Origin of the sequence: Secundilactobacillus paracollinoides DSM 15502 = JCM 11969, assembly GCF_001311135.1 — a bacterium.
Taxonomy (GTDB): domain Bacteria; phylum Bacillota; class Bacilli; order Lactobacillales; family Lactobacillaceae; genus Secundilactobacillus; species Secundilactobacillus paracollinoides.
The window spans coordinates 237,618-261,688 of the sequence record NZ_BBAG01000001.1 but is presented as its reverse complement, the minus strand read 5'-3'; the positions used below and the strand labels follow the sequence as shown (position 1 = coordinate 261,688).

At 50.2% G+C, this 24,071-nt stretch carries 25 protein-coding genes and 3 pseudogenes; 10 read left to right on the top strand and 18 right to left on the bottom strand.

Annotated features, from left to right (window positions below; genetic code table 11):
• Positions 1 to 211: 211 nt before the first annotated feature.
• From JCM11969_RS01255 to JCM11969_RS01230, 7 genes are all read right to left on the bottom strand, one after another.
• Complete coding sequence (locus tag JCM11969_RS01255) at positions 212 to 700, bottom strand: SbcC/MukB-like Walker B domain-containing protein (protein ID WP_439709728.1); 489 nt, start codon at positions 698 to 700, stop codon at positions 212 to 214.
• A 47-nt stretch (positions 701 to 747) separates the two neighbouring features.
• A complete protein-coding gene (locus JCM11969_RS01250) occupies positions 748 to 1,155 on the bottom strand; it encodes a hypothetical protein (RefSeq protein WP_054707229.1) in 408 nt (135 codons plus the stop codon).
• A gap of 5 nt (positions 1,156 to 1,160) precedes the next feature.
• Positions 1,161 to 3,350 carry an AAA family ATPase gene (locus tag JCM11969_RS01245; RefSeq protein WP_054707226.1) on the bottom strand — a complete coding sequence of 730 codons (2,190 nt, stop codon included), beginning with the start codon at positions 3,348 to 3,350 and terminating at the stop codon, positions 1,161 to 1,163.
• A gap of 25 nt (positions 3,351 to 3,375) precedes the next feature.
• Complete coding sequence (locus JCM11969_RS01240) at positions 3,376 to 4,353, bottom strand: exonuclease SbcCD subunit D (protein WP_369523173.1); 978 nt, start codon at positions 4,351 to 4,353, stop codon at positions 3,376 to 3,378.
• Positions 4,335 to 4,469 (bottom strand): hypothetical protein, encoded by a 135-nt coding sequence (locus JCM11969_RS20165; protein WP_369523172.1) that lies wholly within the window; start codon positions 4,467 to 4,469, stop codon positions 4,335 to 4,337. Before JCM11969_RS20165 ends, JCM11969_RS01240 begins: the two co-directional genes overlap by 19 nt.
• A gap of 134 nt (positions 4,470 to 4,603) precedes the next feature.
• Entirely contained in the window at positions 4,604 to 5,026 is a 423-nt protein-coding gene (locus JCM11969_RS01235; protein WP_054707223.1) for a hypothetical protein, read from the bottom strand.
• Between the two features lies 1 nt (position 5,027).
• On the bottom strand, positions 5,028 to 6,017 hold the full coding sequence (locus JCM11969_RS01230; RefSeq protein ID WP_054707220.1) for a LysR family transcriptional regulator: 990 nt from the start codon (positions 6,015 to 6,017) through the stop codon (positions 5,028 to 5,030).
• A 196-nt stretch (positions 6,018 to 6,213) separates the two neighbouring features.
• Between JCM11969_RS01230 and dsdA the strand changes: the two are divergent.
• The 4 genes and pseudogenes from dsdA to JCM11969_RS20160 all read left to right on the top strand — a co-directional run bounded on the left by dsdA (position 6,214) and on the right by JCM11969_RS20160 (position 10,900).
• A pseudogene (dsdA, locus tag JCM11969_RS01225) lies at positions 6,214 to 7,541 on the top strand (D-serine ammonia-lyase).
• Between the two features lie 628 nt (positions 7,542 to 8,169).
• Entirely contained in the window at positions 8,170 to 9,042 is an 873-nt protein-coding gene (locus tag JCM11969_RS01220; RefSeq protein WP_054707217.1) for a DUF3737 family protein, read from the top strand.
• A pseudogene (locus JCM11969_RS01215) lies at positions 9,032 to 10,194 on the top strand (MalY/PatB family protein). Before JCM11969_RS01220 ends, JCM11969_RS01215 begins: the two are co-directional and overlap by 11 nt.
• A 109-nt stretch (positions 10,195 to 10,303) precedes the next feature.
• On the top strand, positions 10,304 to 10,900 hold the full coding sequence (locus JCM11969_RS20160; protein WP_065912112.1) for a DUF1801 domain-containing protein: 597 nt from the start codon (positions 10,304 to 10,306) through the stop codon (positions 10,898 to 10,900).
• A gap of 306 nt (positions 10,901 to 11,206) precedes the next feature.
• Here the strand turns inward: JCM11969_RS20160 and JCM11969_RS01205 are convergent, their stop codons facing one another.
• The 4 genes from JCM11969_RS01205 to JCM11969_RS19510 form a co-directional block, all read right to left on the bottom strand.
• Positions 11,207 to 13,099, bottom strand: a complete 1,893-nt coding sequence (locus JCM11969_RS01205) for a DUF2207 domain-containing protein (RefSeq protein WP_054707214.1) — start codon at positions 13,097 to 13,099, stop codon at positions 11,207 to 11,209.
• A gap of 149 nt (positions 13,100 to 13,248) precedes the next feature.
• Positions 13,249 to 13,947 (bottom strand): FAD-binding protein, encoded by a 699-nt coding sequence (locus JCM11969_RS19520; protein WP_263849976.1) that lies wholly within the window; start codon positions 13,945 to 13,947, stop codon positions 13,249 to 13,251.
• A complete protein-coding gene (locus JCM11969_RS19515; protein ID WP_263849980.1) occupies positions 13,944 to 14,408 on the bottom strand; it encodes an FAD-binding protein in 465 nt (154 codons plus the stop codon). Before JCM11969_RS19515 ends, JCM11969_RS19520 begins: the two co-directional genes overlap by 4 nt.
• 44 nt (positions 14,409 to 14,452) lie before the next feature.
• Positions 14,453 to 15,040: an FMN-binding protein gene (locus JCM11969_RS19510; RefSeq protein WP_263849975.1), complete on the bottom strand. Its 588-nt coding sequence runs from the start codon at positions 15,038 to 15,040 to the stop codon at positions 14,453 to 14,455.
• A gap of 246 nt (positions 15,041 to 15,286) precedes the next feature.
• On the opposite strand from JCM11969_RS19510, the gene JCM11969_RS01195 reads away from it, so the two are divergent.
• The 3 genes from JCM11969_RS01195 (at position 15,287) to JCM11969_RS20155 (ending at position 16,898) form a co-directional block, all read left to right on the top strand.
• Positions 15,287 to 15,721: a MarR family winged helix-turn-helix transcriptional regulator gene (locus JCM11969_RS01195; RefSeq protein WP_054707211.1), complete on the top strand. Its 435-nt coding sequence runs from the start codon at positions 15,287 to 15,289 to the stop codon at positions 15,719 to 15,721.
• Positions 15,722 to 15,724: 3 nt separating this feature from the next.
• Positions 15,725 to 16,489: an MFS transporter gene (locus JCM11969_RS01190; RefSeq protein WP_369523171.1), complete on the top strand. Its 765-nt coding sequence runs from the start codon at positions 15,725 to 15,727 to the stop codon at positions 16,487 to 16,489.
• A 166-nt stretch (positions 16,490 to 16,655) separates the two neighbouring features.
• Positions 16,656 to 16,898 (top strand): hypothetical protein, encoded by a 243-nt coding sequence (locus JCM11969_RS20155; protein WP_369523170.1) that lies wholly within the window; start codon positions 16,656 to 16,658, stop codon positions 16,896 to 16,898.
• Positions 16,899 to 16,941: 43 nt separating this feature from the next.
• Here JCM11969_RS20155 and JCM11969_RS01185 read toward each other — a convergent pair whose 3' ends face one another.
• Positions 16,942 to 17,907, bottom strand: a complete 966-nt coding sequence (locus JCM11969_RS01185; RefSeq protein ID WP_082409101.1) for an SDR family NAD(P)-dependent oxidoreductase — start codon at positions 17,905 to 17,907, stop codon at positions 16,942 to 16,944.
• 250 nt (positions 17,908 to 18,157) lie between these two features.
• Between JCM11969_RS01185 and JCM11969_RS16875 the strand changes: the two genes are divergently transcribed.
• Together JCM11969_RS16875 and JCM11969_RS01180 are read left to right on the top strand one after the other, a co-directional pair.
• Positions 18,158 to 18,277, top strand: a complete 120-nt coding sequence (locus JCM11969_RS16875; protein WP_082409100.1) for a TetR/AcrR family transcriptional regulator — start codon at positions 18,158 to 18,160, stop codon at positions 18,275 to 18,277.
• Entirely contained in the window at positions 18,255 to 18,674 is a 420-nt protein-coding gene (locus JCM11969_RS01180; RefSeq protein WP_054707209.1) for a TetR-like C-terminal domain-containing protein, read from the top strand. The genes JCM11969_RS16875 and JCM11969_RS01180 overlap by 23 nt, the downstream gene beginning before the upstream one ends.
• On the opposite strand, the gene JCM11969_RS01175 is transcribed toward JCM11969_RS01180, so the two are convergent.
• From JCM11969_RS01175 to nudC, 3 genes are all read right to left on the bottom strand, one after another.
• Positions 18,643 to 19,176: a DUF2812 domain-containing protein gene (locus tag JCM11969_RS01175; RefSeq protein WP_054707206.1), complete on the bottom strand. Its 534-nt coding sequence runs from the start codon at positions 19,174 to 19,176 to the stop codon at positions 18,643 to 18,645. The two genes, JCM11969_RS01180 and JCM11969_RS01175, sit on opposite strands and share 32 nt — an antisense overlap.
• Positions 19,157 to 19,480, bottom strand: coding sequence for a PadR family transcriptional regulator (locus JCM11969_RS01170; protein WP_054707204.1), 324 nt, complete (start codon positions 19,478 to 19,480; stop codon positions 19,157 to 19,159). Before JCM11969_RS01170 ends, JCM11969_RS01175 begins: the two co-directional genes overlap by 20 nt.
• A gap of 247 nt (positions 19,481 to 19,727) precedes the next feature.
• Positions 19,728 to 20,573, bottom strand: a complete 846-nt coding sequence (gene nudC, locus JCM11969_RS01165) for an NAD(+) diphosphatase (protein ID WP_054707201.1) — start codon at positions 20,571 to 20,573, stop codon at positions 19,728 to 19,730.
• 459 nt (positions 20,574 to 21,032) lie between these two features.
• Between nudC and JCM11969_RS01160 the strand changes: the two genes are divergently transcribed.
• Positions 21,033 to 21,590 (top strand): hypothetical protein, encoded by a 558-nt coding sequence (locus JCM11969_RS01160; protein WP_054707198.1) that lies wholly within the window; start codon positions 21,033 to 21,035, stop codon positions 21,588 to 21,590.
• 26 nt (positions 21,591 to 21,616) lie between these two features.
• Here JCM11969_RS01160 and JCM11969_RS01155 read toward each other — a convergent pair whose 3' ends face one another.
• The 3 genes and pseudogenes from JCM11969_RS01155 to JCM11969_RS01145 form a co-directional block, all read right to left on the bottom strand.
• Positions 21,617 to 22,351, bottom strand: a complete 735-nt coding sequence (locus tag JCM11969_RS01155) for a zinc-binding dehydrogenase (RefSeq protein WP_082409099.1) — start codon at positions 22,349 to 22,351, stop codon at positions 21,617 to 21,619.
• On the bottom strand, positions 22,287 to 22,571 hold the full coding sequence (locus tag JCM11969_RS01150; protein WP_054707193.1) for an alcohol dehydrogenase catalytic domain-containing protein: 285 nt from the start codon (positions 22,569 to 22,571) through the stop codon (positions 22,287 to 22,289). The genes JCM11969_RS01155 and JCM11969_RS01150 overlap by 65 nt, the downstream gene beginning before the upstream one ends.
• A gap of 77 nt (positions 22,572 to 22,648) precedes the next feature.
• Positions 22,649 to 23,904 (bottom strand): annotated as a pseudogene (locus JCM11969_RS01145) (MATE family efflux transporter).
• Positions 23,905 to 24,071 lie beyond the last annotated feature (167 nt).

The window sequence follows — 24,071 nt, the reverse complement described above, 5'->3', positions numbered from 1 at the left end:
GCTAGATTGATTGGACATGTGGTTTGGTTGTCCTGCATGTCTACGGTTACTAGTTAACCAATTTGACCTTAATTCGAACTAAAAAACAAATGTGAGGAAAATGAGAATTTGAATGATACGGGTTACATCATTGGTGTGACAGCGTTTTGTTCAAATGTCTAAGCTTCAGTAAAGTGCTTAAAAAATTATAAAATTCCGACGATGCACCGGGTCATTGTGGGACAACCAGCTTGGCGTGACTCTTGCCCTGACCCTGAGTGGCAACCTGAATCTGGTACGGAATCTGTGATTTTAAGGCCTCTACATGGGAAATGATCCCGATCATTCGGTGGTCACCTTCGATGTGTTCGAGGGCCGCCATGGCTGTTTGCAGCGAGTCGGCATCCAGTGAGCCAAACCCTTCATCGATAAACAGCGCGTCAATGGAGATCCCGCCAGCTTGGTTTTGAATGACTTCACCCAACGCTAACGCTAAACTCAGCGCGGCGATGAAACTCTCGCCACCGGACAAGGTGTGGACACTTCTGGTGTGGCCAACATTGTCGTCGTACACATCCAATTCCAAGCCGGTGTTTTTGGCGTACGTCCCCGCTTCTTCGTGCAGTTGAAGGTAGTAGCGGCCTGAACTTAGGGCCTGCAGATGACCGTTTGCGGCGTCCAATATTTCTAAGAGGTACTGCTGTAAAACGTAGCGCTCCAAACTTAATTTGGCGTCACCGTTGCCGTTGATGGTGCTCGAGAGTAACGTCAGCGCGTCAAGGTCATTTGCCTGTTTACGGATAGCTTGGTGGCTTTCTCGATTGTTTCCAGAGTGTGCTGGTTCAGAATGTACAACTTACTGGTTGCTTCCATCGCGTCATTCGCCTGTTGCAACTCATCCTGAGCCGTCTTTAAGGTTGTTTGCGCCGAGGTCACGTCAATGCGCTCGCCGCTGACCATTTTCCGGTAGGTTTCTAATTGGGCTCGAACCGCCGCTACCTGTTGATTGTACGTTTGTAACTGTTGGCGTTGGTCAGTGATGGATGGTAGTTGATTCAGTAACGTTTTGAACTGATCCCAATCTGGTTCACCGTCAAAGTGCGCCTCTAACGCTGTTGTCAGCTGGTCATTCAACGCGGTTAACTGTTTGGTTAATTCATTTTGGCGGGCGGTCATCACATCTAGTTTAGAGGTGGATGCGGCCAGTGCGTTTTCAGTACTGGAGACTGTTTTTTGCGTTTCTTGTCGCCGCTGCTCAAAATCGGCAGTTTCTTTTTTAAGCGCGTTGAGATGGGCGTCGAGGCTGTCGAGGTCCTTAAAGGCCGTCGGTACCTGGCTTGCGCATCCGTCAATTGGACAGTCACCGTCTGCACCTGTTGCTGCACCGTGGCGACCTGGGCTTGTTGATCAGTTGCCGCCTTAGTTAAGTCAGCCTGTTGTTGCGTCAATTCGGTGACCTGAACTGCTGCCTTTTGACTTTTGTCCAAGTCCTGTTGCACCGCCGCCAGCTGGCTCGTCACCGTTTGTGCCGCCTTTTGGAGCGCGGTTTGGCAATCGGCCAGTCCTGATCCAGCATCAACTGAAAGCCACTCAAGGGCGCCTAATTCAGTTTCAAATGACGTGATTGCCTTGTTTTGGGCAGTTTGTTGCGTCGTTAACTGCTGTTGCAACTGTTCAATTTCAGTTTGTTGTTTGGTCAGCGTCTGACTTTGCGCTGTGACCAGTTTGTCAGCCTTCGTGAGCGCTGCCTTGGTGACCGTTTTTCCTGCCACGGCGACTGCTGGGCTGGGATGGTCCACACTGCCGCAGATTGGGCATGGCGTGCCCGGGCTTAACTGCTGCGCTAACTCAGCAATGTGGTTGGCTAGGCGCTGATTCTCCAAATCGGCCTTGGCGGCTTCGGCAGTCTGGACTGCGGCCTGTAAGTCCGGCAGGGTTGCCTGCTTGGTAGTGATCTGCGCTTGAAGCGTGCTCAGCTGGTCATTGACCCCAGTCAACGTCTGGCCTTGCCGCGTGTAGCCAGCCAACTTGTCCTGTTGCTGCAACAAAGTCGTTTGTTGTAATTTCAATGGTGCTGCTTGGTTAGCAAGCGACTCTTGCTGAGTCAGGGCGTCACTGAGTGTTTTCTGCTGGGCTGTCATCGCGGTCAAGGCCGTTTGTGCCTGATCAGCATCCTGGGAGGCCTTCTTGAGTGCCGCAGTTAAGTGGGCAACTTTTTCAAATGAGGGCCGTTGCTGTTCCAGCAGCGGTATTTGCTGCTGCTTTGCAGCGAACTCAGGAGCCTGTGCCTGTAACATGGTCTGGGTCGTCTTGAGGGCCTTTAAGTCAGCCGTTGTTTGTGTCCGCGTCTTTTCTTCAGCAACGATCGACTGGGCCGTTTGCTGGTAACTGGTCGTCGTCTGTTGGCGGGTATCATAATCCGGCTTGAGCGATTGCGCCCAGACGAGGTCAGCAATTTGGGTCTTCAAGGCTGCCATGGCGGGTTCCTGGGTCGTTAATTGCGTGTGTTGGGCTTCCAATTTTGCGAGTTCGTCTAACTGTTGATTATGTTTGACGGCCTGTTCAATGGCGGTCTGTTGTTTTTGAACGGCAGTCTGTTTTTCATTCAGAGCGGTGCGTTGTGCGTGCCCAGTCGCTTCAGTTTTATTCTGCTGGGTCTTCAACAGGTCAGCCTGAGCTTCCACACCGAGGTTGTCTAAGTCATCGGGGGTTTCGACCCACTGAATTGCCTTGAGGTTATCAGTGATCGTGCTCTTCCAGCCGCGGCTCTTGGCGTTGGCCTCTCGCAGCTGGTCCTTGATCTGATCGCCCCAGTTTTGGTAGAGCTGTGTCTTGAACAGCTTACGGAGCACGCCTTCCTTGCCTTCGCTATCAGAGATTAAAAACCGCCGGAAGTCACCTTGCGGCAGCAGGACAATCTGTGAAAATTGGTCCCGGTTGATCTGCAGTAAGCCTTCCAGTTCAATGTTGATATCTTTTAGTTTGGTGGTGTCTTCAACCTTTTTATCGTTATCAAACACCTTTAATTCAGCGGATGCGTTATAGGTCTTATCGCCAGACCCACGTTTTTTAGCGAGGGTTTGTTTAGGCTGCCGAGTGATCTCGTACTGTTTGCCCTGGTGCTCAAATAACAGGGTGACCTCCGTCGGTTCGGTGTCCACCGCAAAGTCTGACCGCAAGCTATTTGCTGGTCGATCTGACGTCACACTTTCACCGTATAGCGCAAAGGTCAGGGCTTCAAAGATCGTGGTCTTGCCGCTCCCTGTTTGACCAGAAATTAAGAAAACGGGGACTTCAGCCAATTTTTGAAAGTCGATCGTTTCGGCTTCATACGGGCCAAAGTTCTTTAATGTTAGTTTTAACGGTCTCACGGTTGAACCTCCTTATTGGCCTTCTTCAGCGCGTCCTCGGCCACTGTTTCTGCTGGTCACTGAGGTCGTCTTTTGCCACCAGTTCGTAAAACTGTTCCAGCAGTGCCATTGGATCCTGATGCTTCACGTTGAGGGCACTTGGCCGCAGGGACGCCTGGTAGCCCTTTTCCCGTTCCAGCGTGATGATATTGGGATAGATTTCCCGTAATCGTGCCAACACGTTAGGAATCGGCTTGGTATCGGTCAGTGTGATGCCATAGTAGTTATCAAGGTCAAGCCCGTTGTAGAAAATGGGATCGATCAACGTTTCAAAGGACTCGTGCAGCAACTGAACGTCACGCAACGGCGTCAGTGGTTTGAATTCGCGAGTCATCGTTTCCGTATCGAGAATGTAGACGCCTTTTTCTTGAGTTGCCTCAGACAGTGAAAACTTGACCGGTGAGCCGCTGTAACTGGCGTTGTCGGCCTGGAGTGCCTGCCGGCCGTGGAGATGACCGAGGGCAACATAGTCAAAGTCTTTCAGTGTTTCCAGCGGCACTGAGGCTAATCCGCCCACCGTCAACTGCGTTTCAGAATCAGTGGTGGTACTACCGGATACGAAAAAGTGCGCTTCAAGAATGTGTTTTTTATCCGGGTCAAACAGGGTCTTCATCTTCGCCACGGCAGCCGCAACTGCCTGATCCAGGTGGACAATGGACTCATCATCAAAGTATTGGGCGGCCGCAAAGGGTTCGAAGTACGGCAATAGGAAGATCTGCGTATCCCCAACCGTAATGGGGTCAAACGCGTCCTTGATATCGGTTGCCATGTAGAACTTGGTGGCCTTAAACCACTGGGCACCGGTGGCGATCCGAATCGCGCTGTCGTGGTTGCCGGAGATCGCGTAGATCGGAATCTGGTCGGTGAGGTTTAATTGTTCGATCATGGCGTTGAGTTGTTCAACGGATGATTCTGACGGCAGGCCACGGTCGTACAGGTCGCCCGCTAATAAAATGCCGTCCACTTTTTCGGCTTGGCAATCGTTTCGATTTGAGTAAACGCATCCGCCTGAGATTCGGTCAGATCAAAGCCGTGTAAGCGACGGCCAATGTGCCAATCGGCTGTATGCAAAAAACGCATGGCAAATCCTCTTTTCTAAAATTTGGTTGGTTAGTAGGAACTACGTAGAACTATCCCTATTAGTTTACCATTTTAGAAATTTTTTCAGAAGATTTCCGTGCGTCTATTTTGTGGCATTTAAAAAATAAAGCGCATTATTCTGGATGATAGTGGCTAATCACGGTTTCATACTGGCGAATCAACCCATTCACGTGATGTTCAAACTGCAGCATCAAGTCGCGTTTGGACAGGTCTAACTGCGTGTCAGCACTCACCGGCTGGTCGTCGCCGTCCAGCGTAAACTGGTCTAAAAACTGGGTGCTGGCTTCAATGTAGTCCTGAACCGGCGTAACAAACGCGCCACCGGAGACGCGATAGGAATTGATCAATTTGTCGCCGTGGTTTTTGATGCTTTTTTGAAAGGGTGCTAAGTCGCCGACAGTGAGTTGTTCCGGCAGTGAGCCGCTCTGGCCTAGGATGTAGTCCCAAAAGGCGTGCAACGTTTTCTTGGCCGCTGATTTACTGCCGCCGCTGTGGTGGGTCGCCCCACCGAAATCAAAGTGTTTTTGAAGTGCCATGTTAATCTCGCTTTCTGTTTGGATGCTGTGCGCCGTGAACGATCCGGGTCGTTTGGCGGGTGCGATTGATTGTGGGCGCGGTGTGACTGGTCGTTAACACCTGCGCGCTCGTTTGGATGATCTGCTGCTGGGTGGCTTCGATCGTTTTCAAGTGGGCTTGTGCCTTCCGGGAAACGAGATAGAAATGCCGATGCTGTCCAGGCGTTAGCGGCAACGCTCGGGTTGCCGTCAGCTGGGCTGGAATCGTGATGCCTGGCAACACACCGATACCGACATTATACTGCACGGCACTGCGAATCGCAGCGTAGTCTTGGAACGTGGCAATTCGGTGCGGTTGGTAACCGGCTTCCTGACAGAGCCGCCAGACCCGGTCACTCAGATACGCGCCATCCGGTTCCATGGCCCAGTCCTGGTCCCGAAGATCAGAAATGCTGATCGCGGTCTGGGAAGCCAACGGATTTTGTGTGTTGACCAACACTTTGAGCGCGTCGGTACCAAGTTCAACCGCCGTTAGATCAGCTGGCAACGGCATCATGTCACCAATGTAGGCCACGATGGCCAGGTCGATCTGGTGGGCACTGAGCGCCGTCAAACTTGCGGGTGGTTCGAGTTCAGCCAACCGAAAGTCCACAGCTGGGAATTGATGGTTCACGGCCGCAGTTGCTGGGACCACCAATTCTTGTAGTGCACTGGAAAACGCACCGATGCGGACAATGCCTTCATAGTTGGTATCCGCACCTGTCAGTGACACTTCAACGGCTTCTAATTCATCAATGATCGGGCGAACCTGCGCGATGAGATCCTTGGCCGTTGGCGTCAACTCAACATTGCGGCCAACCTTTTCCAGCAAGGTGGTATTGGTGTCTTTTTCTAATTGCTTGAGTTGCGCCGACACGGCTGATTGCGTGATGGCCATGACGTCGGCCACCCGTTTCATTGTTTTTAACGTGTCAAATTGTATCAGAATCTTGAGTCGCCAAATATCCAGCACGTCGTCACCTCCTGACAAGATTATGGCGGAAAGCCCCCATTTTCCAGACTTCCACTATGATGTTAAGTCAATCAAAACCAAACTAATACTCAATATATTTTTGATTTTTTTGTTAAAACACTTAAGCTATCATGAAGTATAACCTGATGCCGGGCATTGGTCAATCGCACCGGTATCTGTACTTGGAGGTTTTATCATGACAGACGAACTTGAACAATTAATCCATAAATTCCCACTACTAAATAATATGCAACACTATCAGCCAATTACCTGGATCAACCCAGAATTTGGCGAAGAAGCTGAAATTCCATTTACCCAAGCAGAAGTTTTTGATGTTGCTGCCCGTTTTAAACGGTTTGCACCGTATCTGGCGGCCGCCTTTCCCGAAACACAGAAAACAGATGGCCAGCTGATCTCACCATTGCTCAAAATCGATAAGATGCAGACTGTGTTGGAAGACCGGAATGCGGCCGAGATTCCTGGCAACGTTTATCTTAAAGCTGACAGTATGTTACCCATTTCCGGCTCTATTAAGTCTCGGGGTGGCATTTACGAAGTACTGAAGTTTGCCGAACACGTGGCCATGACTGAAACGAATTTGACCTACTCCGATGACTACGCGGTTTTGGCAACACCCGACTACCACAAATTATTTGCTGATTATGGCATCATGGTCGGCTCGACTGGTAACTTAGGCTTGAGCATTGGTATGGCCGCCGCTAGTTTCGGCTTCAAGACCACTGTTCACATGTCCGTTGATGCACGCCAGTGGAAAAAGGACATGTTGCGGGCCAACGGCGTGACCGTTGTTGAGCATGACGACAGTGTTTCCGTGGCGATCGCTCAAGGGCGGAAAGAAGCGGCTAAGGATCCCCACACTTACTTTATCGATGACGAAGGCTCAAAGGACTTATTCCTAGGTTATTCAGCAGCCGGCATTGAGATTCAAAAACAGTTAACTGACGATGGCATCTTTCCGGATGCGGACCACCCCGTTTTCGTGTATCTGCCAGCTGGCGTAGGCGGCAGTCCCAGCGGTGTCAGCTTCGGTCTGCAAATGATGATGCCTGAGGGAATCTATCCCGTGTTTGCTGAACCAACGCACGTGCCATCCGTCACCATGGGCATGATGACCCACCTCTACGACAAAATTGCGGTCACTGATCTGGGCATCGACGGCAAGACCCTGGCAGACGGGTTAGCCGTTCCCCGCTCATCGAAGATTGCTGGCCGCGTGATGCGCACCCTCTTGTATGGCGCCCACACCTTCAGCGACGACGATATCTACCGGTATTTAGCCTGTTGGCTGATACGCAAAACATCTATGTTGAACCTTCGGCTGCGGCTGGTTTTAGCGCCATTGCTCCAACCGTTGCCGGATTTGAAAATCAAGCTGTTTTGAAGAACGCCACCCACGTTGTTTGGGCAACTGGCGGGAAGTTAGTCCCAACGGATGAGATGCAGCGGTATTATGACAAAGGCCGGGCATTACTGGCAGAACCACAACAGGTTTTGGCGAGATAATGACGGATATAGGACGATTAAAATAAGATTTGTTTAAAGAGATTGAAAGCTATTTTTCAGTCTCTTTTTGTTCCACAATTAAGATGAAAGTGATCTTTCAATATTGGCGGTAGACGGGCCAATACTGAAAGTTTAAACTAATTGTGACGCAGTTTCTCAGTTTAAGGAGGCCGTTAAAAACCAATTTCAACGACTGATAACGAGCCCATTATCGGCAACTGCGAAAGCCCTCACGTTATTTTCAGATAGTTCACGTTGGCAATACTTTGAAGATGACAACAAGCGAACCGCGTATTTCGCAGCTAATACTATTTTGCTGCATGCCGGTGCTGGTATCTTCACAATGCCACCTCATAAAATGGCTCACTTTCGAAGTTGGCTACATCAGGTCGATGCTGACGGCGACCCCGATCAGCTTATGCGTTGGTTGTTCGATAATTGCTTGTTTGGTGGTGAAGATAAGATCGACTAAACCACATTTAAGCTGCAAAAAGTCTTTTTAATTGACTTAAAGTACACTTTAAGTCCTATACTGTTTGTTGCATGCTGCACTTGCGGCATGGAAATTGTGTCAAACAGAGAGGAAGTTAGATTAAACAGTCCGGTTCTACCCGGCTGTGATACTGCATTGAAAAAATTAACTCAAGAAATTAACCAACAAACCTTAACGGGTGAACGGGCGTTGTTTCAAGCCCACGACACCCATATTACGAATAGTACTTTCAGGGATGGTGAATCGCCGCTCAAACACGCCAGCAATCTCGCCATCGACCACACCCTATTTAAGTGGAAGTATCCGCTGTGGTATGCCAACGACATTACCGTCGCGGATAGTGCCCTGCAACAGGGTGCTCACGCTGGAATCTGGTACACCCACCATCTCGCCATGCGTGATACCATGGTGTTAGACACCAAGACATTTCGTCACGCCACTGATCTTGACATTCAAAACGTCACCTTCAGTGATGCCGCTGAAACGCTTTGGTGGTGCACTGATGTGAAATTGGATCACGTCACAGCGACCGGGGACTACTTCGGAAAAAACTGCGAAAACGTGGTTGTCGATCATCTGAACCTCACTGGCAACTATGCCTTTGATGGGTCAAAGAACGTTGAGGTGCACAATTCGACGTTCATGACCCACGATGCGTTTTGGAATTGCGATAACGTGACCGTTTACGATTCCACGTTAATAGGTGAATATCTCGCCTGGAATTCGAAAAACATCACGTTTGTCAATTGCTGGATCGAAAGCGACCAGGGACTGTGCTACGTGGACCACTTGACACTTCAAAACTGTAGTATGGTCAACTCGGATCTTATTTTTGAGTACTGTTCCGACGTTGATACTACCGTGACCACCGCAATCGACAGTGTCAAGAATCCAGTGAACGGCCGCATTGTTGCTCCCGCCATTGGCCAAGTCATTTTCGATGATCCGCAGATCGACCGTCAGCGCACCGAAATACAAATAAGGAAGGATCAGCAACATGCCGTATGATTTCGAATCACCCGTAAATCGTCGTAACACCAACTCTGTGAAGTGGGACGTCAAACCAAATGAACTGCCGCTCAGCATCGCTGACATGGACTTTCGCACCGCACCTGAGATCGTCAGTGCGATTCAAACGCGAGCTGAAACGGGGATTTTTGGGTATGAAGAAGTGCCCCAGGCCTACTTTGAGGCCGTCGCAAACTGGTATCGTGACCAACATGATTGGCAGCCGAAAACGGATTGGATGCTGTTTGCGACCGGCGTTGTGCCCACCATCTCGTCAGCCGTGCGACGGTTGAGCCAGATTGGTGACAACGTTTTGATTCAGTCACCCGTTTATAATATTTTCTACAATTCCATTTTGAATAACGGCCGTCACGTTTTATCCAGCGACCTCGTCTATACTGACGGTACGTACACCGTTGACTGGGCCGACTTGGAAACAAAAATGGCCGACCCGCTCACGTCACTCATGATCTTCTGTAACCCACACAATCCGACCGGGCATATCTGGGAAACCACTGAACTTGAACGTATCGGTGCGCTGGCTACTAAGTATCACGTGGTGGTTATTGCCGATGAAATTCATGGTGACGTCACGGATACGGGCTATCAGTACGTGCCGTTTGCGTCTGTAAACGACGTGAACGCGCAAAATAGTGTCACCTGTGTTTCGCCAAGCAAGACCTTTAACGTTGCCGCCATGCACGTTGCAACAGTGATCGTGCCCAACCCAGAATTACGGGCAATTGTGAACCGCGGGCTGAACACGGATGAACTGGCAGAACCAAACCCGTTTGCGGTACCCGCAAGTGTTGCCGCCTATACCCTTGGGGCGCAATGGGTCACAGAATTGCGCCAGGTCATTACGGCCCACAAGCAGCAGTTAACTGCATTTATGGCCGCCAACCTCCCTCAGGTCCACGTGATCACTGGTCATGCCACGTATTTGATGTGGCTGGACGTCAGTGCTGTGACGACGGATGCTGCGGCACTGACCGCGTTTTGCGGGAAAAGACCGGGCTGATTGTCGCTGACGGGAATGCTTACGGACCAAACGGTAAACTCTTTATTCGGATCAGCGTGGCCTGTCCCACTGCCGAGTTGACGGATGGGTTGAACCGGTTGAAACAAGGCATTGATGCCTATCACGATTAAACCGAATGATGGTTTAGAAGGCTTTCTTAAAACTGGCACGTGGTGGTTTAAGGAAGCCTCTTTTTGGTTGGATGCTATGGTATACTCGGTACAAAAGGACGTGAGGCTCATGACTGTGATCACAGACTATATTGACCAGGCGCCAACCCTGGCACAGCCCCATCTACAACAAATTTATGCACTGTTGAAACAATTGTTGCCTGACGCCGAGGAACGCATCAGTTATGGGATGCCGACGTTTTGGCAGCAGCACAACCTTGTGCACTTTATCGCCAACAAGCATCATCTAGGGTTTTATCCCACAGCGGCACCCTTGGTCGAGCTGGCGGATGAATTGGATGGCTACACCCATTCTAAGGGTGCGATTCAGTTTCCTTATGATCGCCCCTTGCCGACCAATCTGATCACGAAGTTGGTGCGGTCACGGTTAGCTCACCCTGAAACGGCAGCGCGTCACCGACGATCGACTGAGGCCATGCCGCCTGAAATTCAACAAGCATTGACCCAAGCTGGCTTGCTGGCGCAATTTAACGCGCGACCCCACTACCAGCAAAATGATTATCTGCGCTGGATTCAACAGGCCAAGCGGCCGGCCACGCAGGAAAAACGCCTGCAACAAATGCTAACAGAGTTGACAGACGGGCATTTGTATATGAAAATGAACTGGCAGACGAAGTCAAAGCGTGCGGGTGATAGGCAGGATTAGATGGGTGCGTGTTGCTCATTTGTCATCGTTGCTTTTGACCGCATCATAAAAGACGCAATTGGAATCTCTTGAATGGGATTTTGATTGCGTCTTTTTTTGTTTTTTGATGTTGGTGGTGAGGGCTTCTGTGTAAGTCGCTCTGGTCCGAAAAGTCAGGTTCGGATTCTCGGGTTTATTGCAATCGGGGAGTTATGGCTACTGCGCCCCTATTTTATATAGCGGAAACGTGTTCCAGAAGGCTGAGGGCTACTGCGTAAGCTGACTCTGGCAAAAAATCCAGGCCCGGGATTTTCTGCCAGGGTCAGCTTACGCTCCGCCCTCAAAGCGCCTTCTTCCACACTCTACTCTAAAACACGCCTCCTCCCGATCCACCACCAAAGCCACCCGAACTGCCGCCGCTAAAGCCTCCTGAGCCGCCGGTTGAGCTGCTGCCTTCCGTTCTGCCCACGTTGGCGTTGAAATCGGTATTGAACTGGCCGGCGAAACTGTCGCTAAAGCCTGTGCCGTAGAAGAACATCTGGTAGTAGACTGGCATGCCTGTCTGGAGTTCGGCATCCGTAAAGTTGGCCTGCAGTGCTTAATGACCTTCTTGGCTGACCCGAAGGCCACAGCATACGGTAGGATCTGTTCCCACAGAATTAAATCACCCACCTCTGAGCGGTCAAAATGGCCAATATCGTTTAACATGTCCTTAAAGCCCTGGATCGGCGCCACTTTGTCTTCGCCTTCCTGAGTGTACGGCGACAAGTGCCACATTCTGCTGATGGCCGTGACCAGGCTTAAAATAAACAGAATCAAAGTGAGCAGCCAACCAATTGCCAGCGGGGTACTGTCTGCGAAGGCGAACACAAGAATGCCCGCAAACGACAGGACACCGTTGATGATGATCAACATCCAGCCGTGATTCTTCACGCTTTGGTTGATATCGTTAAACAACCCCATGTTTTTGACGCGGGTGTAGGTGGTTGACTGCCAGGCTGAGAACTTATCGTACAGGTTATTGTGGCGGCCATGGCCAGTATAACGGTTGATTTCAGCCAAGGTGACGGTTCGGTGATCATCGCTACCGACCTCTCCCACCTGATCAAAGATGAAGTTGAGCATCTTATTTTTCTTGTGTTCAGCAGTCAACTTGGTGGTTTCTGTCAACCGGTAAGTCTTTTTGTGATGCTTGCCGTCTTCTTGGGCAATCGTGATCTCGCCAGCTGCCGCCAGTTCCATTAACCACGCGCTGAAGGCCTCATCCGTCGGGTCTTCCCGGGACAACAATACCTGGGACGTCACCGCATCGTACGCTGGAATCTCATAGTTGTGCACATCCGGCTGTTCCGTGATGTGTTGCGCCGGATGCGTGTTGAACCAGCGACGTTGATACAGGTAATGCCAAGCACCGATCAGCAAGATCACAATACCGGCAATAAGCGGTATCATGCGGGACCAAAACCGCTTTTGATTGGCCTGTTTTGCCAGCGTGGCTTCCTGCTGCTGCGCCTGTTTTAAATGACGCGTGTTCTTCTTATTCGTATTTGTCGGGGTCACGCTGGTTGGAAATAGCATGTGACTTTCAACAAACGTGTTGGCTGGCACTTCATCGACCGTCATGGTGACGGTACCCGCCTGTCGATTAACAGCCGTATGCCCCGATAGTGGGCCGTGTGTCCAGGCCTGGAGTTTGTCAATATTCTTGGCTGGTAAGGCAACCTTGATCTTGACGTTATTCAGCGGGACATCCCACTTGCTGCCGATGATCTTCCAGTTGAGTTGCGCGGTGTCGATATAGTTGGTGATGACCCCGTCGAGTTGATACTTATACTGGAAAGTCACCTGACTGTCACTGGTCGGATAAAAGACCTTAAACCGATAGTTCTTATTGCTGGCTGTGGTCTGGTAGGTATTCGCCGCTTCACTATTACTTTGGCGCAGTGTGGTTTCACGACCGTCTTGAGTGGCCGTGATCTGCGGATTCTTCAACCCCTTGATACCCGTTATGTCCTGGTTGTAATAGACCCCATTAAATGAGCCGTCAAACTTGTAGGTAATATTTTGCGTCAGTTCCGCGTTCCCGTTTTTGTCGACGGCAACGTTAATGTGGTACTTGTTAATGGTGTACTCGCGTGCGTGTGCCTGGGTGGTCGTGATCCCCATGGTCACCACGCCCGCCAAAATCGCGACGAGTACTGCTAGTCGGCGCTGTTTCATGTGTTGTTTCTCCCCCTTAACTGATACTTGAATTTTACCATGCTAGCGGCGGATGTGGGTATAATTGTGCGAAAACAAACATAATCGTCTGTCATGTTTGGCGACGAAAAAACGACTGCGGATGATTGGATTCACAGTCGTTTTTTGTGTTAAACGTGCTTTTTAATTAAAGTTTGTGCCGCTTTACGACCCTGATGGACGATCCCCGCAATTGCGGTTCCTGACCCTGGATAGTACGGGCCAAGCCAGCCGGCAGCGTACAGTCCCTTGATCGGGGCATCTAGGACGTCGAGGACTTGGCCCTCAACGTTAATGGTCAACCCGCCGATTGCGCCGAGGTTCATCGCTTTTGTTTGGTGGACGTAGAACGGTGCGTCTAGTGGCGCGATCCCAGTTTGCCGGTCATAAACCGGGTCACCGCCATTCGCAACGTTGGCGTTCCACTCCTTTAATGTGGCGTACAAATTCGTTTCCGGTGCGTGAATTAATTTCGCAAGGTCAGCGATGGAATCGGCCTTTTTCACTTCGCCGCTGGCTAGATCCTTGGCGAGACTTTCAGCGGTCCAAGCACTCCCTTCAGCAGTGATACTATTGTCGTCGAAAATCATGTAGGTCGGCTTACCAAGCTGCTTTTCCTGCTGAAAAACAGCCCGCATGGTAAACGCATAGGTGGCATCTTCACAGACAAACCGCTTGCCCTTAGCGTTGACGTAGATCATTGGCATGGACGGTACTTGGTCATTCGTGGCATTACCGGTCTTCCCATCCAGGTCGATCGTGCCGCCCATCCCGTTGATCCCGGCACCGGCAGCCATGCCAAGAAAGATGCCGTCGCCGGTATCCGTCACGCTGATAGATTGGCCTTATGCTGGAGGTCACTATAGTGTTGCGGGTTCAGCGCCTTTGCGAGTTCCAGGTTGTGGTCGATCCCGGCGGTTGCTAAAATAACGCCGCGCTTAGCAGCAATCACTTTCTTCTCACCATTTTGACTGACCACCACACCGTAAACGATTTTCCGGTCACGGTCCTGAATCAGCGCAGTAGTCGGCGTATCGTAACTGATAGTGGCACCAGCGTCCAAAGCGGCCTTTAATAGTGTCTGGGTCAGGACGATGCCGCCACCCTTGCCGTTGTCGTAAACGTGGATCCGGTCAGCAAAGTCCAGTGAACTGGTGGCCGGAATGTGGGTGTTACCATAAACGGACTGCCATTTAATGCCCATATCGGCCAGCCAGTCGATATTCTTGGGCGCATTTTTGGCGAGATCTCGGACAAGGGTCATGTCGACCTGGTCTTCACCAGCGTCGATCCAGTAACTGGCGTGTTTGTCTGGATTATCTGAATCGTAATCGGTCAGGTCCTTTTGATAGGACGTGCCAGCGCCTGCATGACCCCGCCAGAAAAGTTAGTGGTCCCGCCTGGAATACCGGCCTTTTCACTAATGAAAACGGATAGGCCTGCCTGCGCCGCTTCGGTTGCGGCTGAAAGCCCAGCACCACCGGCACCGACCACGACCACGTCGTACGTTTCATCAAAGTGAACATCGCTGTTATAGGGAACGGGTTTTGTCACCGGTGATGGATTGCGTTCGACAACGTTGACGTTTTCAGAAGCACCAGTGGTCACATCTGCGAGTTTATAGGGGTCTTCAGTGGCGGCATCCAGTGCCTGGTCTGCTGTGAGATCACCCTTTGCGACCGCTGTGGCCTTGTGCACCGCAGCCTCAAACCCGTAAGAGCTTACCGTTGCCCCCGTGATGGCGTCCACGTCAGGATTGCCCGTTGCCGAAATGGCGTCAGCTAACCGGGCAACTCCCAGTGCACCAACCGTGCCCGGCTCAACTTCAGCAGTGACAGCGGTTATTTTGTCATCTTCTATGGTCACAGTGGCTGTGATGTTGCCGTGAAAGCCCTTTGCGGTTCCTTGATATTGTTTGCTCATAACAATAAACTTCCCTTCAAAAGCCGGCTAATAAAGCGCTTACATTATTGGTGACACTTATCAACCGGCATATCGTTTAATTGCCTTGCCTTAACGTCTCTATCATAACACGTTTTCACAAAATAATTGCAGGCAAAAGTAATCGTTTTCATGATTGAGACAGCACCTTTCATTTGTTTTCAGAAGGAAAAAGCCCCATTGACGATAATATACAGTCGGCTGTACATTATGAGACGGAGGTTACAAATGACAACAACAGACTATCAAATTGCGCGGGCGGTCTTGCTGCTCGCAAACACTGTCACAAAAACGCGAAATGCCCACCTAAAATATTTAGGGATTGCGGCGGGTCAGGCTGATGCGATCAATTTCTTTGATGAACATCCCAACAGTACGATCACCGCGCTGAAGAATGGGTTTCACATTCAACACGCAACGGCTCAAATGCTGATTCAACGGTTGATCAAAAAGGATCTGATTTCACTTAGCGTGGACCCAACGGATCGGCGAGCAAAACGCGTACAGTTAACCGATGCGGGTCTCAAGGTGCGTCACCAGCTAAAAACAAATGGCGTGAACACTGGTGCAAAATTGTTGGCTGGTTTCTCACAAACCGACACTGCCCAATTCGCGGCCGCCTTACATACTGCTTACTTAAATTTAACGAACGAAGAGGCCTAACGCATGACAAAACCACATTTCTACAATCACAATATAATTTTAATTCTAGCGGCGAGTTTTTGCTATATTGCAAGCGCCATGTTCATTAACCCGTTGATCACAGGGTTTTCCAAGGGCATCGGCTGCACGACGCTCATGGCGGTCTTTGTGGCCGGTGCCATGAACATTACGTCACTCTTTTTGCGGCCGCTTTCCGGTCAGCTGACAGACCGGTACTCAAAGAAACTGCTGGCGTCACTTGGCGGTATCTGCCTGCTGATTGCGACGATCGGATACATGATTGCCAGTAACACTGCCTGGATGATGGTTTTTCGGATCATTAACGGTGTCGGCTACGTGCTGTGTTCCGTTTGTATGGCAACGTGGATGGCAAGTTTACTGCCGCGCGAAAAACTTGGGTCTGGCATGGGCATCTATGGGTTGATGAATGCGCTTGGCATTGCCATCGCGCCCGCCCTCAGCATTGCGCTCTACCAGCAGTTTGGTTACCGCAAAGCGTTCAGTGCCGCTGTCATCTGCAGTGCACTCATGATCATCCTCGTTCAGCTCGTGGGCGATAAGGGGGCGCCGATGGTGACCAAGGCAGAACGTCAGCCTGTTCAGCACAAGGCACATTTGATTCAGCCGAAGGTCTTTCCGCTGGCGATGATCTTGATGTTGTTTGCGCTGCCCTACTTTGCAACCCAGGCGTACATTGTCAGCTACGTTGAAACGCTGCACCTCCCGTGGCCGTCGGCAGCTTTTTCCCGATCTACGCGGTCTTCTTGATCATCCTGCGCCTGAGTTTACGGTCCCTGTTTGACACCGTTGCTTTTGGTAAATTTTTGTACGTGAGTTTAATCAGCACCCTTATCGGTCTGATTGCCCTCACCCGCCTCACCAATAATGTGTGGTTGTGCCTTGCTGCATTGGGTGTTGCTGGCGGCTATGGCTCATGTATTCCATCTGTCAGGCAACGTCCCTGCTGATCGTTCCCGAAAACGAACAGGGTCTTGCAAACAGCACGTTTTACATTGGCATGGATCTTGGAATGTCGCTGGGACCGATGCTGGGTGGCGCGTTAAAGAGCGTGTTCCCACTGCATTTGTTCTACCCAGTGATGCTGGTGACCCTGCCGTTGATTTGGGTGATTTATATGATGAACCGCAAGTCGTTTAACATCGTTGCGGCACGATAGGTGCTATCAAAAAAGACGTTTGGCAAGTAGCCGAACGTCTTTTTTAAAGGCTGAATTTCGTCCCGGAATACTGCTCTCCAAGCGACCAGAGTTTTGCTGCCAACTGTGGGTCGATCGACCATGGCCGCGCCCCGAATTTTGAGGTGCTCTCGGCGCTCACAGCCGTTCCAATGTTTGAATCTTCCACAAACACGCCGCCCTTATCTCGGAGTAACGGACTCGTGGCCGCCCACAGGATATCGGCTGCGCCCTGACTGACCGTTTTAAAATAATCGTATTCCGTTAGGCCGTAACGATGCGCTTTCATCGCGTTGCGGGTACTGATCAACCGGGTCGCCTGCAAATTGTTCATCACGATGCCCATGGCGTGCTGGAGGTGCGTATTGCTGTTCACAAAGCGTCCTAAACCGGTTCCTGGGACCATTCCTGGATGAACGGCGAATGCCCGCACACCATCCTTTTGTGCGCGTTTATCGAGTTCAACTGCAAAGAGGATGTCGGCCGCCTTTGATTGCGCATAGGCGACGTGAGAATCGTAGTCGCGATGATCGAAGTTCGGATCCTGGAAATCAGCGCCGTTCCAAGATTGCGCCCGCGAGGTCACCACGATGACCCGAGACGTACCCGCTGCCTTCAAGGCGGGATACAGTTTGGCAGTTAATTGGAAATGCCCCAAATAATTCGTAGAAAACTGGGACTCATTTCCCCGGCTATACCGCCTGAGCGGGGCAAACATAATGCCAGCGCACTCAATTAACAGGTCCAATTGATGATGCTGGGCGAGAAATTGGGCTGCGAAGGTGTCAATGGATGCCGGATCCATAAGGTCGAGGACGCCGAATTCAACATTGGGTAGATGGCCGGCAGCGGTTTGCGCTTTTTCAAGGGTTCTTGCGGGCACGATCACGTGGGCGCCGGCCTTGACGAGGGCTTCGGTCACTTTGAGGCCAATGCCGCTATAACCGCCTGTGACGATGGTTGTTTTACCGGTCAAATTGATGCCGCGCATGACTTGCTTGCTGGTCGCTTCATGGTGAAGGGACTGTTAATGGGTTGTTGTGGGGTTTTCATTAGATTATGGTCTCCTTTGACGTTACACTTGTAACTGCTATGGGAACATGATAGTCTTGAGGCAAGTCAATTACAAGCCAATTGCGCTGTACCGTTACAGTTAGGAGGTCATTGTTACGTCAAATCCATATAGTCATGAGCAAAAAGCCTTAAGTCAAGAAAGTCTTCAGTTAGCCCTGTTTGCACTGATGAAAGAACAACCGTACCCTGCCATCTCGATCAGTGCCATCGCAAAGAAAGCGGGTATTTCGCGGATGGGCTTTTACCGCAACTACGACTCAAAGGATGCGGTGTTGCGAGATTATTAACCACTACATTGACCCATTCTACGATGAACTCAACGCGCTGCCGACAAAGGACCCCGCTGTGATCAGCGAGGCCTACTTTACCTATGTGGCACATAATAGTGCCCTGTTTGAGGTGTTGATTAAGAGCGGTGCTGAAACTATTTTGAGCCAGCAGTTCACCCAGCTCGTGAGTCAATTTTATTTGACCAACGCCCAAACGATTCCCTTTGAAGGTGATTACGCCCGGTATTGGAACAGCTTTGTTGCTGCGGGACTGTACAACATGACCATCGACTGGATCGAAGATGGCCGTCAAGCACCAATTTCGTTAATGGCTGAGATTGCAGGAAGGTCGCGGGTTGACGTCAGGATAGTTGTCCAGTCATTCACTGTTTTAACCTTCGAATCCGACCTGTGAGCGCAATGAAATTCCAAATATAGATGCCGATCTCAAAAATAACAAGTGCAAGAAACACCATCATGCCAACCGTTTTTGCTTGCTGCACAAATGAAACGGAAAAAGGATCAATCAACCACAGTTCGAAAACAAATATCGCAAGGCCAAAAATCGTCCAACGGGTGCGGAGCCGATTTAACAAGGAGATCTTACTTGTCTTATCAGTGTATAGCTTGGCAGTCACGTCTGAATTGTAGAAGTAGAGCCAGGCTCCATTTAACGTTTCGTGTTTGAATATCAGCTGCCAACCGGCATCCTGGGCCAGCTTCACGTAGGCTGCAATATCTTCACTGGCTTGGAAATCGAGTTGAATCGTTCCGGATAAGGTTTCCGTTTGGACAAAGTGGTAGCGGGCCAGTCGCCAGTTCGTAAATTTCCAGCCTGCATGTGCCATTTTGGTCAAGTACTGTGCCTCTTTTTGATACGCCCATACGGGAAAAAGCTTAATCTGTTTGCGTTCCATGGTCGAGCACCTCCGCGTTCGTGATAAGTTCGTTTAGCCGGTTGCGTTCCGCCAAGAGTAATTGACGGCCAGTTTCAGTAACTTGATAGACCTTCCGATCAGTGGTTTGATCCACTAAATCGATGAGCTGGGCTTTTTGGAATTTCTTCAGCGTGCCGTAAACGGTTCCGGCCCCCAGAACGATTCGGTGGGCCGTAATCGTTTCAACGTGTTGAATGATGCCATACCCGTGACGGGGCGTTAGCAGCGATAATAAAATGTAGAACGCACTCTCCGTCATGGGGAGTTGATCTTCAATCGGCATGTGTATCACCTCTCTATATATCGTAGTGTGATATATTGTTTCTAGATACATTGTACTGCGATATGTGTGACGTGTCGAGTATTTTTGTCGGCGGTTGCGTTATCCGCAGTCTCATCCCCGGTATTAAAAGAGTTATTGACGGATTTTTGCAAAATAAAAACACCCATCCCGAATTTGAATCAAAATTCTGGATGGGTGTTTTTATCTGCGCGATGACTGACGCTGTTGTCTTGAGGCAACGCACCTATTAAATATCGCCTGAACGAAACGCGGAGATCATTGTTTTCGTCAGACTTAAATTATTATCATCGGTTGGAATGTCGTCCCGGTTAAACCATTTGGCAACAGCCAGCTCGTCTGGGTCCGACTTGTAATCATCCGTTGCATAAGTATCCCCGTTGGCTAAATCAGCAAAGAAGCCCATTAGGATCGATTGGGAAAAGCCCCACGGCTGACTTTTAAAGTACTGTAGATTGGTGACTTCAAGACCCGTTTCTTCGTAGACCTCACGACGAACAGTTTCCTCGATTGTTTCTCCAATCTCCACAAAACCGGCAATAAGCGCAAACCGGTCGTACCCTTTGGCATACTTCGTTAACAAAATCTGATCATGTCGTTTCACCGCAACGATGATGGCTGGCGAGATTCGCGGGAACAGTTCCTGCCCACAGTTTGGACAGACCAGCTTTCGTTCGCCAGCGCCTGGTTCGTATAAGTGACCGCAGCGGCCGCAGTACTGGTTATTTGCGTACCAAACAGCGAGGTGGCCCGCTGTGACGGATGCGAAGGCCCGCCACTTAGGTGCGGTGTGCCGCAGGGCGTTCATGGACTGGTACGAAAAGTCACCTAGCTCTGGCAAATCGGTGCTCAGGTAAAAGAAATGGTGGTCGCCCACCGCCAATAAATAGCGCAATGTTGCGAGTTTTTGGCCATAAGTGGTCTTAATTTCAGCGTAGGTTGGCAGCCGGGTTTCGGCGCCTTCACCAACTAATAAGAGCTGATTTTGATGAATCGTCACGACGTAGGCATCGTCTGATAGCGGTGTGTTGAGGTACTGCGTGTCTAAAACATCTGGTGCAATTTCTTGAAACATGGGGCGATGGCTCCTTTATTACGGATTTTTTGTCGGTGCGTTGATTACTCCTACTGTACCCCTTATTTACCAGTATTAAAAGACGTAGTGCCTTCCAGTCTAGAAAGACGTAAAAATGGACATGTTTGTAACGATTTGATGTACGTTATGTAAAGAATAGCGCTGATTCTTTACACGAACGTATGTTTGATTTTGGTGAAATTTTACGCTATACTAAGTATAAATAACTTGTTTGAAGTCTTTTAATTTAGAAGCGGAAGTGAGTTTGGTGACCTTTAATAAGAATCAGCTTTTAGCAGAAGCGGTCAACCACTACCCCAGCAATTATATTTCATTAGATCTGGAATTTGCCTACACCAAAAATCAGGCAAGTCCTTTCCTCTGCAGGTAGCCGCCGTTTACGTCCATCAAGGAAAAGTTCAACCCAATCGATTTAACCGGTTTGCCTACTACGATAATATGCGGCCGGAAGATTTTGTCCGGGGACTGGAATACGCAGACACAACGCCGAAAACCTATCGCAAATATGGGGATATTAAGGCGATTGCCCGGCATTTTCTCTCCTGGTGGACCAAGATGAGTGCCCGGAATCTCGGCTGGCCTGAAGACCAACTGAGGGACAGTGCTAACCTTTTGCCCATATTGGGGTACAGCGTGCGCAATGACCTGATTCAATTGACCCATTTTTTTCCAGATGTGATCTGTCCAGAATCCCTCGCCAAAAACTGCGTGCGGTATTACGATGTGGAGCAACTAGTCAAGCAAGTGATCGGTAAGGACAGCGTGCCGCTCCAATCTTTGGCGGCGTTATTCAGCATCGACGCAGGGCGCCCGCACACGGCTGACAGCGATGCGCTCACGTGTGCGACAGTCTTTGAGATTTTAAAGCGGCGGCAACAACGTCCAGCCCGGGCCAAACTCTCCATTCAAGATACTGGGTTTTTGACCCAGATCTCGGAACAGGCCGCCAGTGGTATCACTGATCAACTGGCGGATGCACTGCTAACTGGCCGGTAAACAAAAAGCGTGATGTCTTCACCATTTCAGGCGAAGACACCACGCTTTTTAATGACTTTAATCTGCGAGCAACACAATTCGACCTGGCGCATGGTGCTGTTCCAACAGTTCATGGCTTCAATGACACCGTCAAGGGTCAGTGGTAAGGTCTTAAAGATCTTGGCTGCCAGCGTACCATCACCCAGCATTTTTGCCAGCTGAGTCAGCGCCGTTTGCGTTTGATCTGCGTGTAACGGCCGGATATGTTCAAACGTAATTTCTTTATCCGCAACCGTAAGTTCACCACCAACGGAGGCAACGCGCCCGCCGTCTTTAACCACGGCGCCCAGCAATTCTCCGTTGTTACCGTTCATCGCAGCGTTGATCACAACGTCTGAACTATTTGCAAACTTTGCCGCAATATCTTCCTGATCGTATAAACCGATCTCGTCTAACGGCAATTCCTTTAACAGGGCTTCATTTTTTGAAGACCCCGTCCCGATAACGTAAGCGCCTAAATTTTTCGCAATTTGTGCCGCTAACGCCCCAACACCACCAGTCGCGCCATTAATGAAAACGTGGTCGCCGGATTTGATCTGTGTAAAGGCTGTTGCAGCGTTGTACGCAGTAATGCCTGGCGTGACAAGTGTGACCGCTTCAGCGTTTGACGCGTTGGCTGGTTTTTTGACCACCACTTGCGCAGGCACCACCACGTATTCAGCATACGCCGGCCCACCCTGGCCGATCACAACGTCGCCAATTGAGAGCCCCGGTAACGTCATCGCCAAGGGCCACCACTTCGCCAACGACGTCTCGACCTGGGAAGATCGGAAATCGGCCGCCACCGAAATTGCCGGCCCGTTGACTGCGCTCAAAATTGTTAAGACCAACGGCGAGGGTCTTGAGTTTAACGTCCGTTGCCTGTTTCACGGATGGCTCTGGTAATTCGAATGCCTGAAACACATCGGGGCCACCAAATTTTTCGTATCCAAATGCTTTCACTATCGTCGCCTCCATCTAGATTGATAAGGCCATTGTACATGGTTTAGTCAAATGATGCGGAGGATATGCTCATCCGGCTACCAGTTTTGGATGACCTTGCCCCGTGGCCCGAATTCGCGCCAGTACAGCAACAGACCAATACAGGCGGTGATCACATCCGCAATGGGTTGTGAAACGATCACGCCTTGGTACCCCATTACTGACGCCACAATGAAGATGACGATGGTAAAGATAAAACCCTGACGTGAAATCGACATGATAAACGCGTCCAGCGGTTGGTTAACCGACTGAAACATCGTGGTAAAGACTAGCGAAATGCCGATAAATGGCGTTGTGGTCAGGAACCAGCGCAACATGTAGCTGGCTGCGTGCACCACGTTTTGGTCCTTCATAAACAGCCGCATAGCCACGGGGCAATTGCAATCAATCCCAACGCGATGATGAACGCAAAGCCGGCGTTGACCAGAATATCAAATTGAATGATCTTTTTGAGGCGTTCCTTGTTTCGGGCACCATAGTTGTAGCCGATCAGCGCTTGCGACCCAAAACAAAACCCGACCAATACCATCGTCACGATGGTTTCAACTTTGGTGGCAATCCCAAACCCGGCAACTTTGTCAGCGCCATATTTGATCAAGAAGTTGTTCATGAGCGCTGTTCCCAGCATTGTCATAAAGTTAGTGACGGAAGCTGGAATCCCGATCATGAAAACGTCTTTGACTTCCGCGCCTGGAATGTGCATTTTGTGCGGGTTAATGTGGATGTACCGCGCCCGCCGAACCGTGTAGGCAATCAGAATCGAATCCGTGATCAAATAACCGACAACGGTTGCGAGGGCGGCCCCAGCTGCGCCCAAGTGAAAGCCGAAAATAAAGAGCGGGTCAAGGAAAATCTTAAAAACCGTTCCGGAGGCCGTTCCAATCATGGATTGAGTGGCTAAGCCTTCCGTTCGCAGGGTGTTAATGGGCACCAGCGACACAATAATCAAAATACCAGCAGCCGCCATAATCTGGTAGTAAATTGCCGCATACCGGTAAGTTTCCTGTGAGACACCCAGGAGGCCAAGCACCTGTTGTTTAAACACAAATAGACAAATCGTCACAATGACGCCCATCACCAAGGCCGCGTAGAAGCAAAAACTGTTAACCCGTCCAGCCACATCATATTTGCGCTGCCCCAGCAGTCGTGAAATTGCTGAGCTGCCACCCAGTCCAAACATGTCGCCAAGTGCGATCATCATGGAAAATAAGGGCGTACAAATTGTGATGCCGGCAACCAGATTAGCGTTTTGCGTTTGTGCCACAAAAAAGGTGTCCGTCAGGTTATAGATCATGGAAACCACAGTCCCAAAGACCACGGGTAAGGCCAGCGTAAAGTACGCTTTTGGTATCGGGGCCTTTTCAAACAACTCTATGATGAAAATCATCTCCGTAATTTCTTAGTCAATCCTCATTATTATACGCTTATGGCGTGTCAATATAAGGGACTATGCCGCAAAAA

Excerpts from the sequence above, each read along its gene's own strand:
- JCM11969_RS01195 (WP_054707211.1), top strand. The coding sequence starts at position 15,287 with ATGACAACAACAGACTATCAAATTGCGCGGGCGGTCTTGCTGCTCGCA.
- JCM11969_RS01160 (WP_054707198.1), top strand. The coding sequence starts at position 21,033 with ATGCGGCCGGAAGATTTTGTCCGGGGACTGGAATACGCAGACACAACG.
- JCM11969_RS01190 (WP_369523171.1), top strand. The coding sequence starts at position 15,725 with ATGACAAAACCACATTTCTACAATCACAATATAATTTTAATTCTAGCG.
- JCM11969_RS20160 (WP_065912112.1), top strand. The coding sequence starts at position 10,304 with ATGACTGTGATCACAGACTATATTGACCAGGCGCCAACCCTGGCACAG.
- JCM11969_RS20165 (WP_369523172.1), bottom strand. The coding sequence starts at position 4,469 with ATGCGTTTTTTGCATACAGCCGATTGGCACATTGGCCGTCGCTTACAC.
- JCM11969_RS19510 (WP_263849975.1), bottom strand. The coding sequence starts at position 15,040 with ATGAGCAAACAATATCAAGGAACCGCAAAGGGCTTTCACGGCAACATC.
- JCM11969_RS20155 (WP_369523170.1), top strand. The coding sequence starts at position 16,656 with ATGTATTCCATCTGTCAGGCAACGTCCCTGCTGATCGTTCCCGAAAAC.
- JCM11969_RS16875 (WP_082409100.1), top strand. The coding sequence starts at position 18,158 with ATGAAAGAACAACCGTACCCTGCCATCTCGATCAGTGCCATCGCAAAG.
- JCM11969_RS01180 (WP_054707209.1), top strand. The coding sequence starts at position 18,255 with ATGCGGTGTTGCGAGATTATTAACCACTACATTGACCCATTCTACGAT.
- JCM11969_RS01155 (WP_082409099.1), bottom strand. The coding sequence starts at position 22,351 with ATGACGTTACCGGGGCTCTCAATTGGCGACGTTGTGATCGGCCAGGGT.
- JCM11969_RS01175 (WP_054707206.1), bottom strand. The coding sequence starts at position 19,176 with ATGGAACGCAAACAGATTAAGCTTTTTCCCGTATGGGCGTATCAAAAA.
- JCM11969_RS01235 (WP_054707223.1), bottom strand. The coding sequence starts at position 5,026 with ATGGCACTTCAAAAACACTTTGATTTCGGTGGGGCGACCCACCACAGC.
- JCM11969_RS01205 (WP_054707214.1), bottom strand. The coding sequence starts at position 13,099 with ATGAAACAGCGCCGACTAGCAGTACTCGTCGCGATTTTGGCGGGCGTG.
- JCM11969_RS01250 (WP_054707229.1), bottom strand. The coding sequence starts at position 1,155 with ATGACCGCCCGCCAAAATGAATTAACCAAACAGTTAACCGCGTTGAAT.
- JCM11969_RS01170 (WP_054707204.1), bottom strand. The coding sequence starts at position 19,480 with ATGCCGATTGAAGATCAACTCCCCATGACGGAGAGTGCGTTCTACATT.
- JCM11969_RS01185 (WP_082409101.1), bottom strand. The coding sequence starts at position 17,907 with ATGCGCGGCATCAATTTGACCGGTAAAACAACCATCGTCACAGGCGGT.
- nudC (WP_054707201.1), bottom strand. The coding sequence starts at position 20,573 with ATGTTTCAAGAAATTGCACCAGATGTTTTAGACACGCAGTACCTCAAC.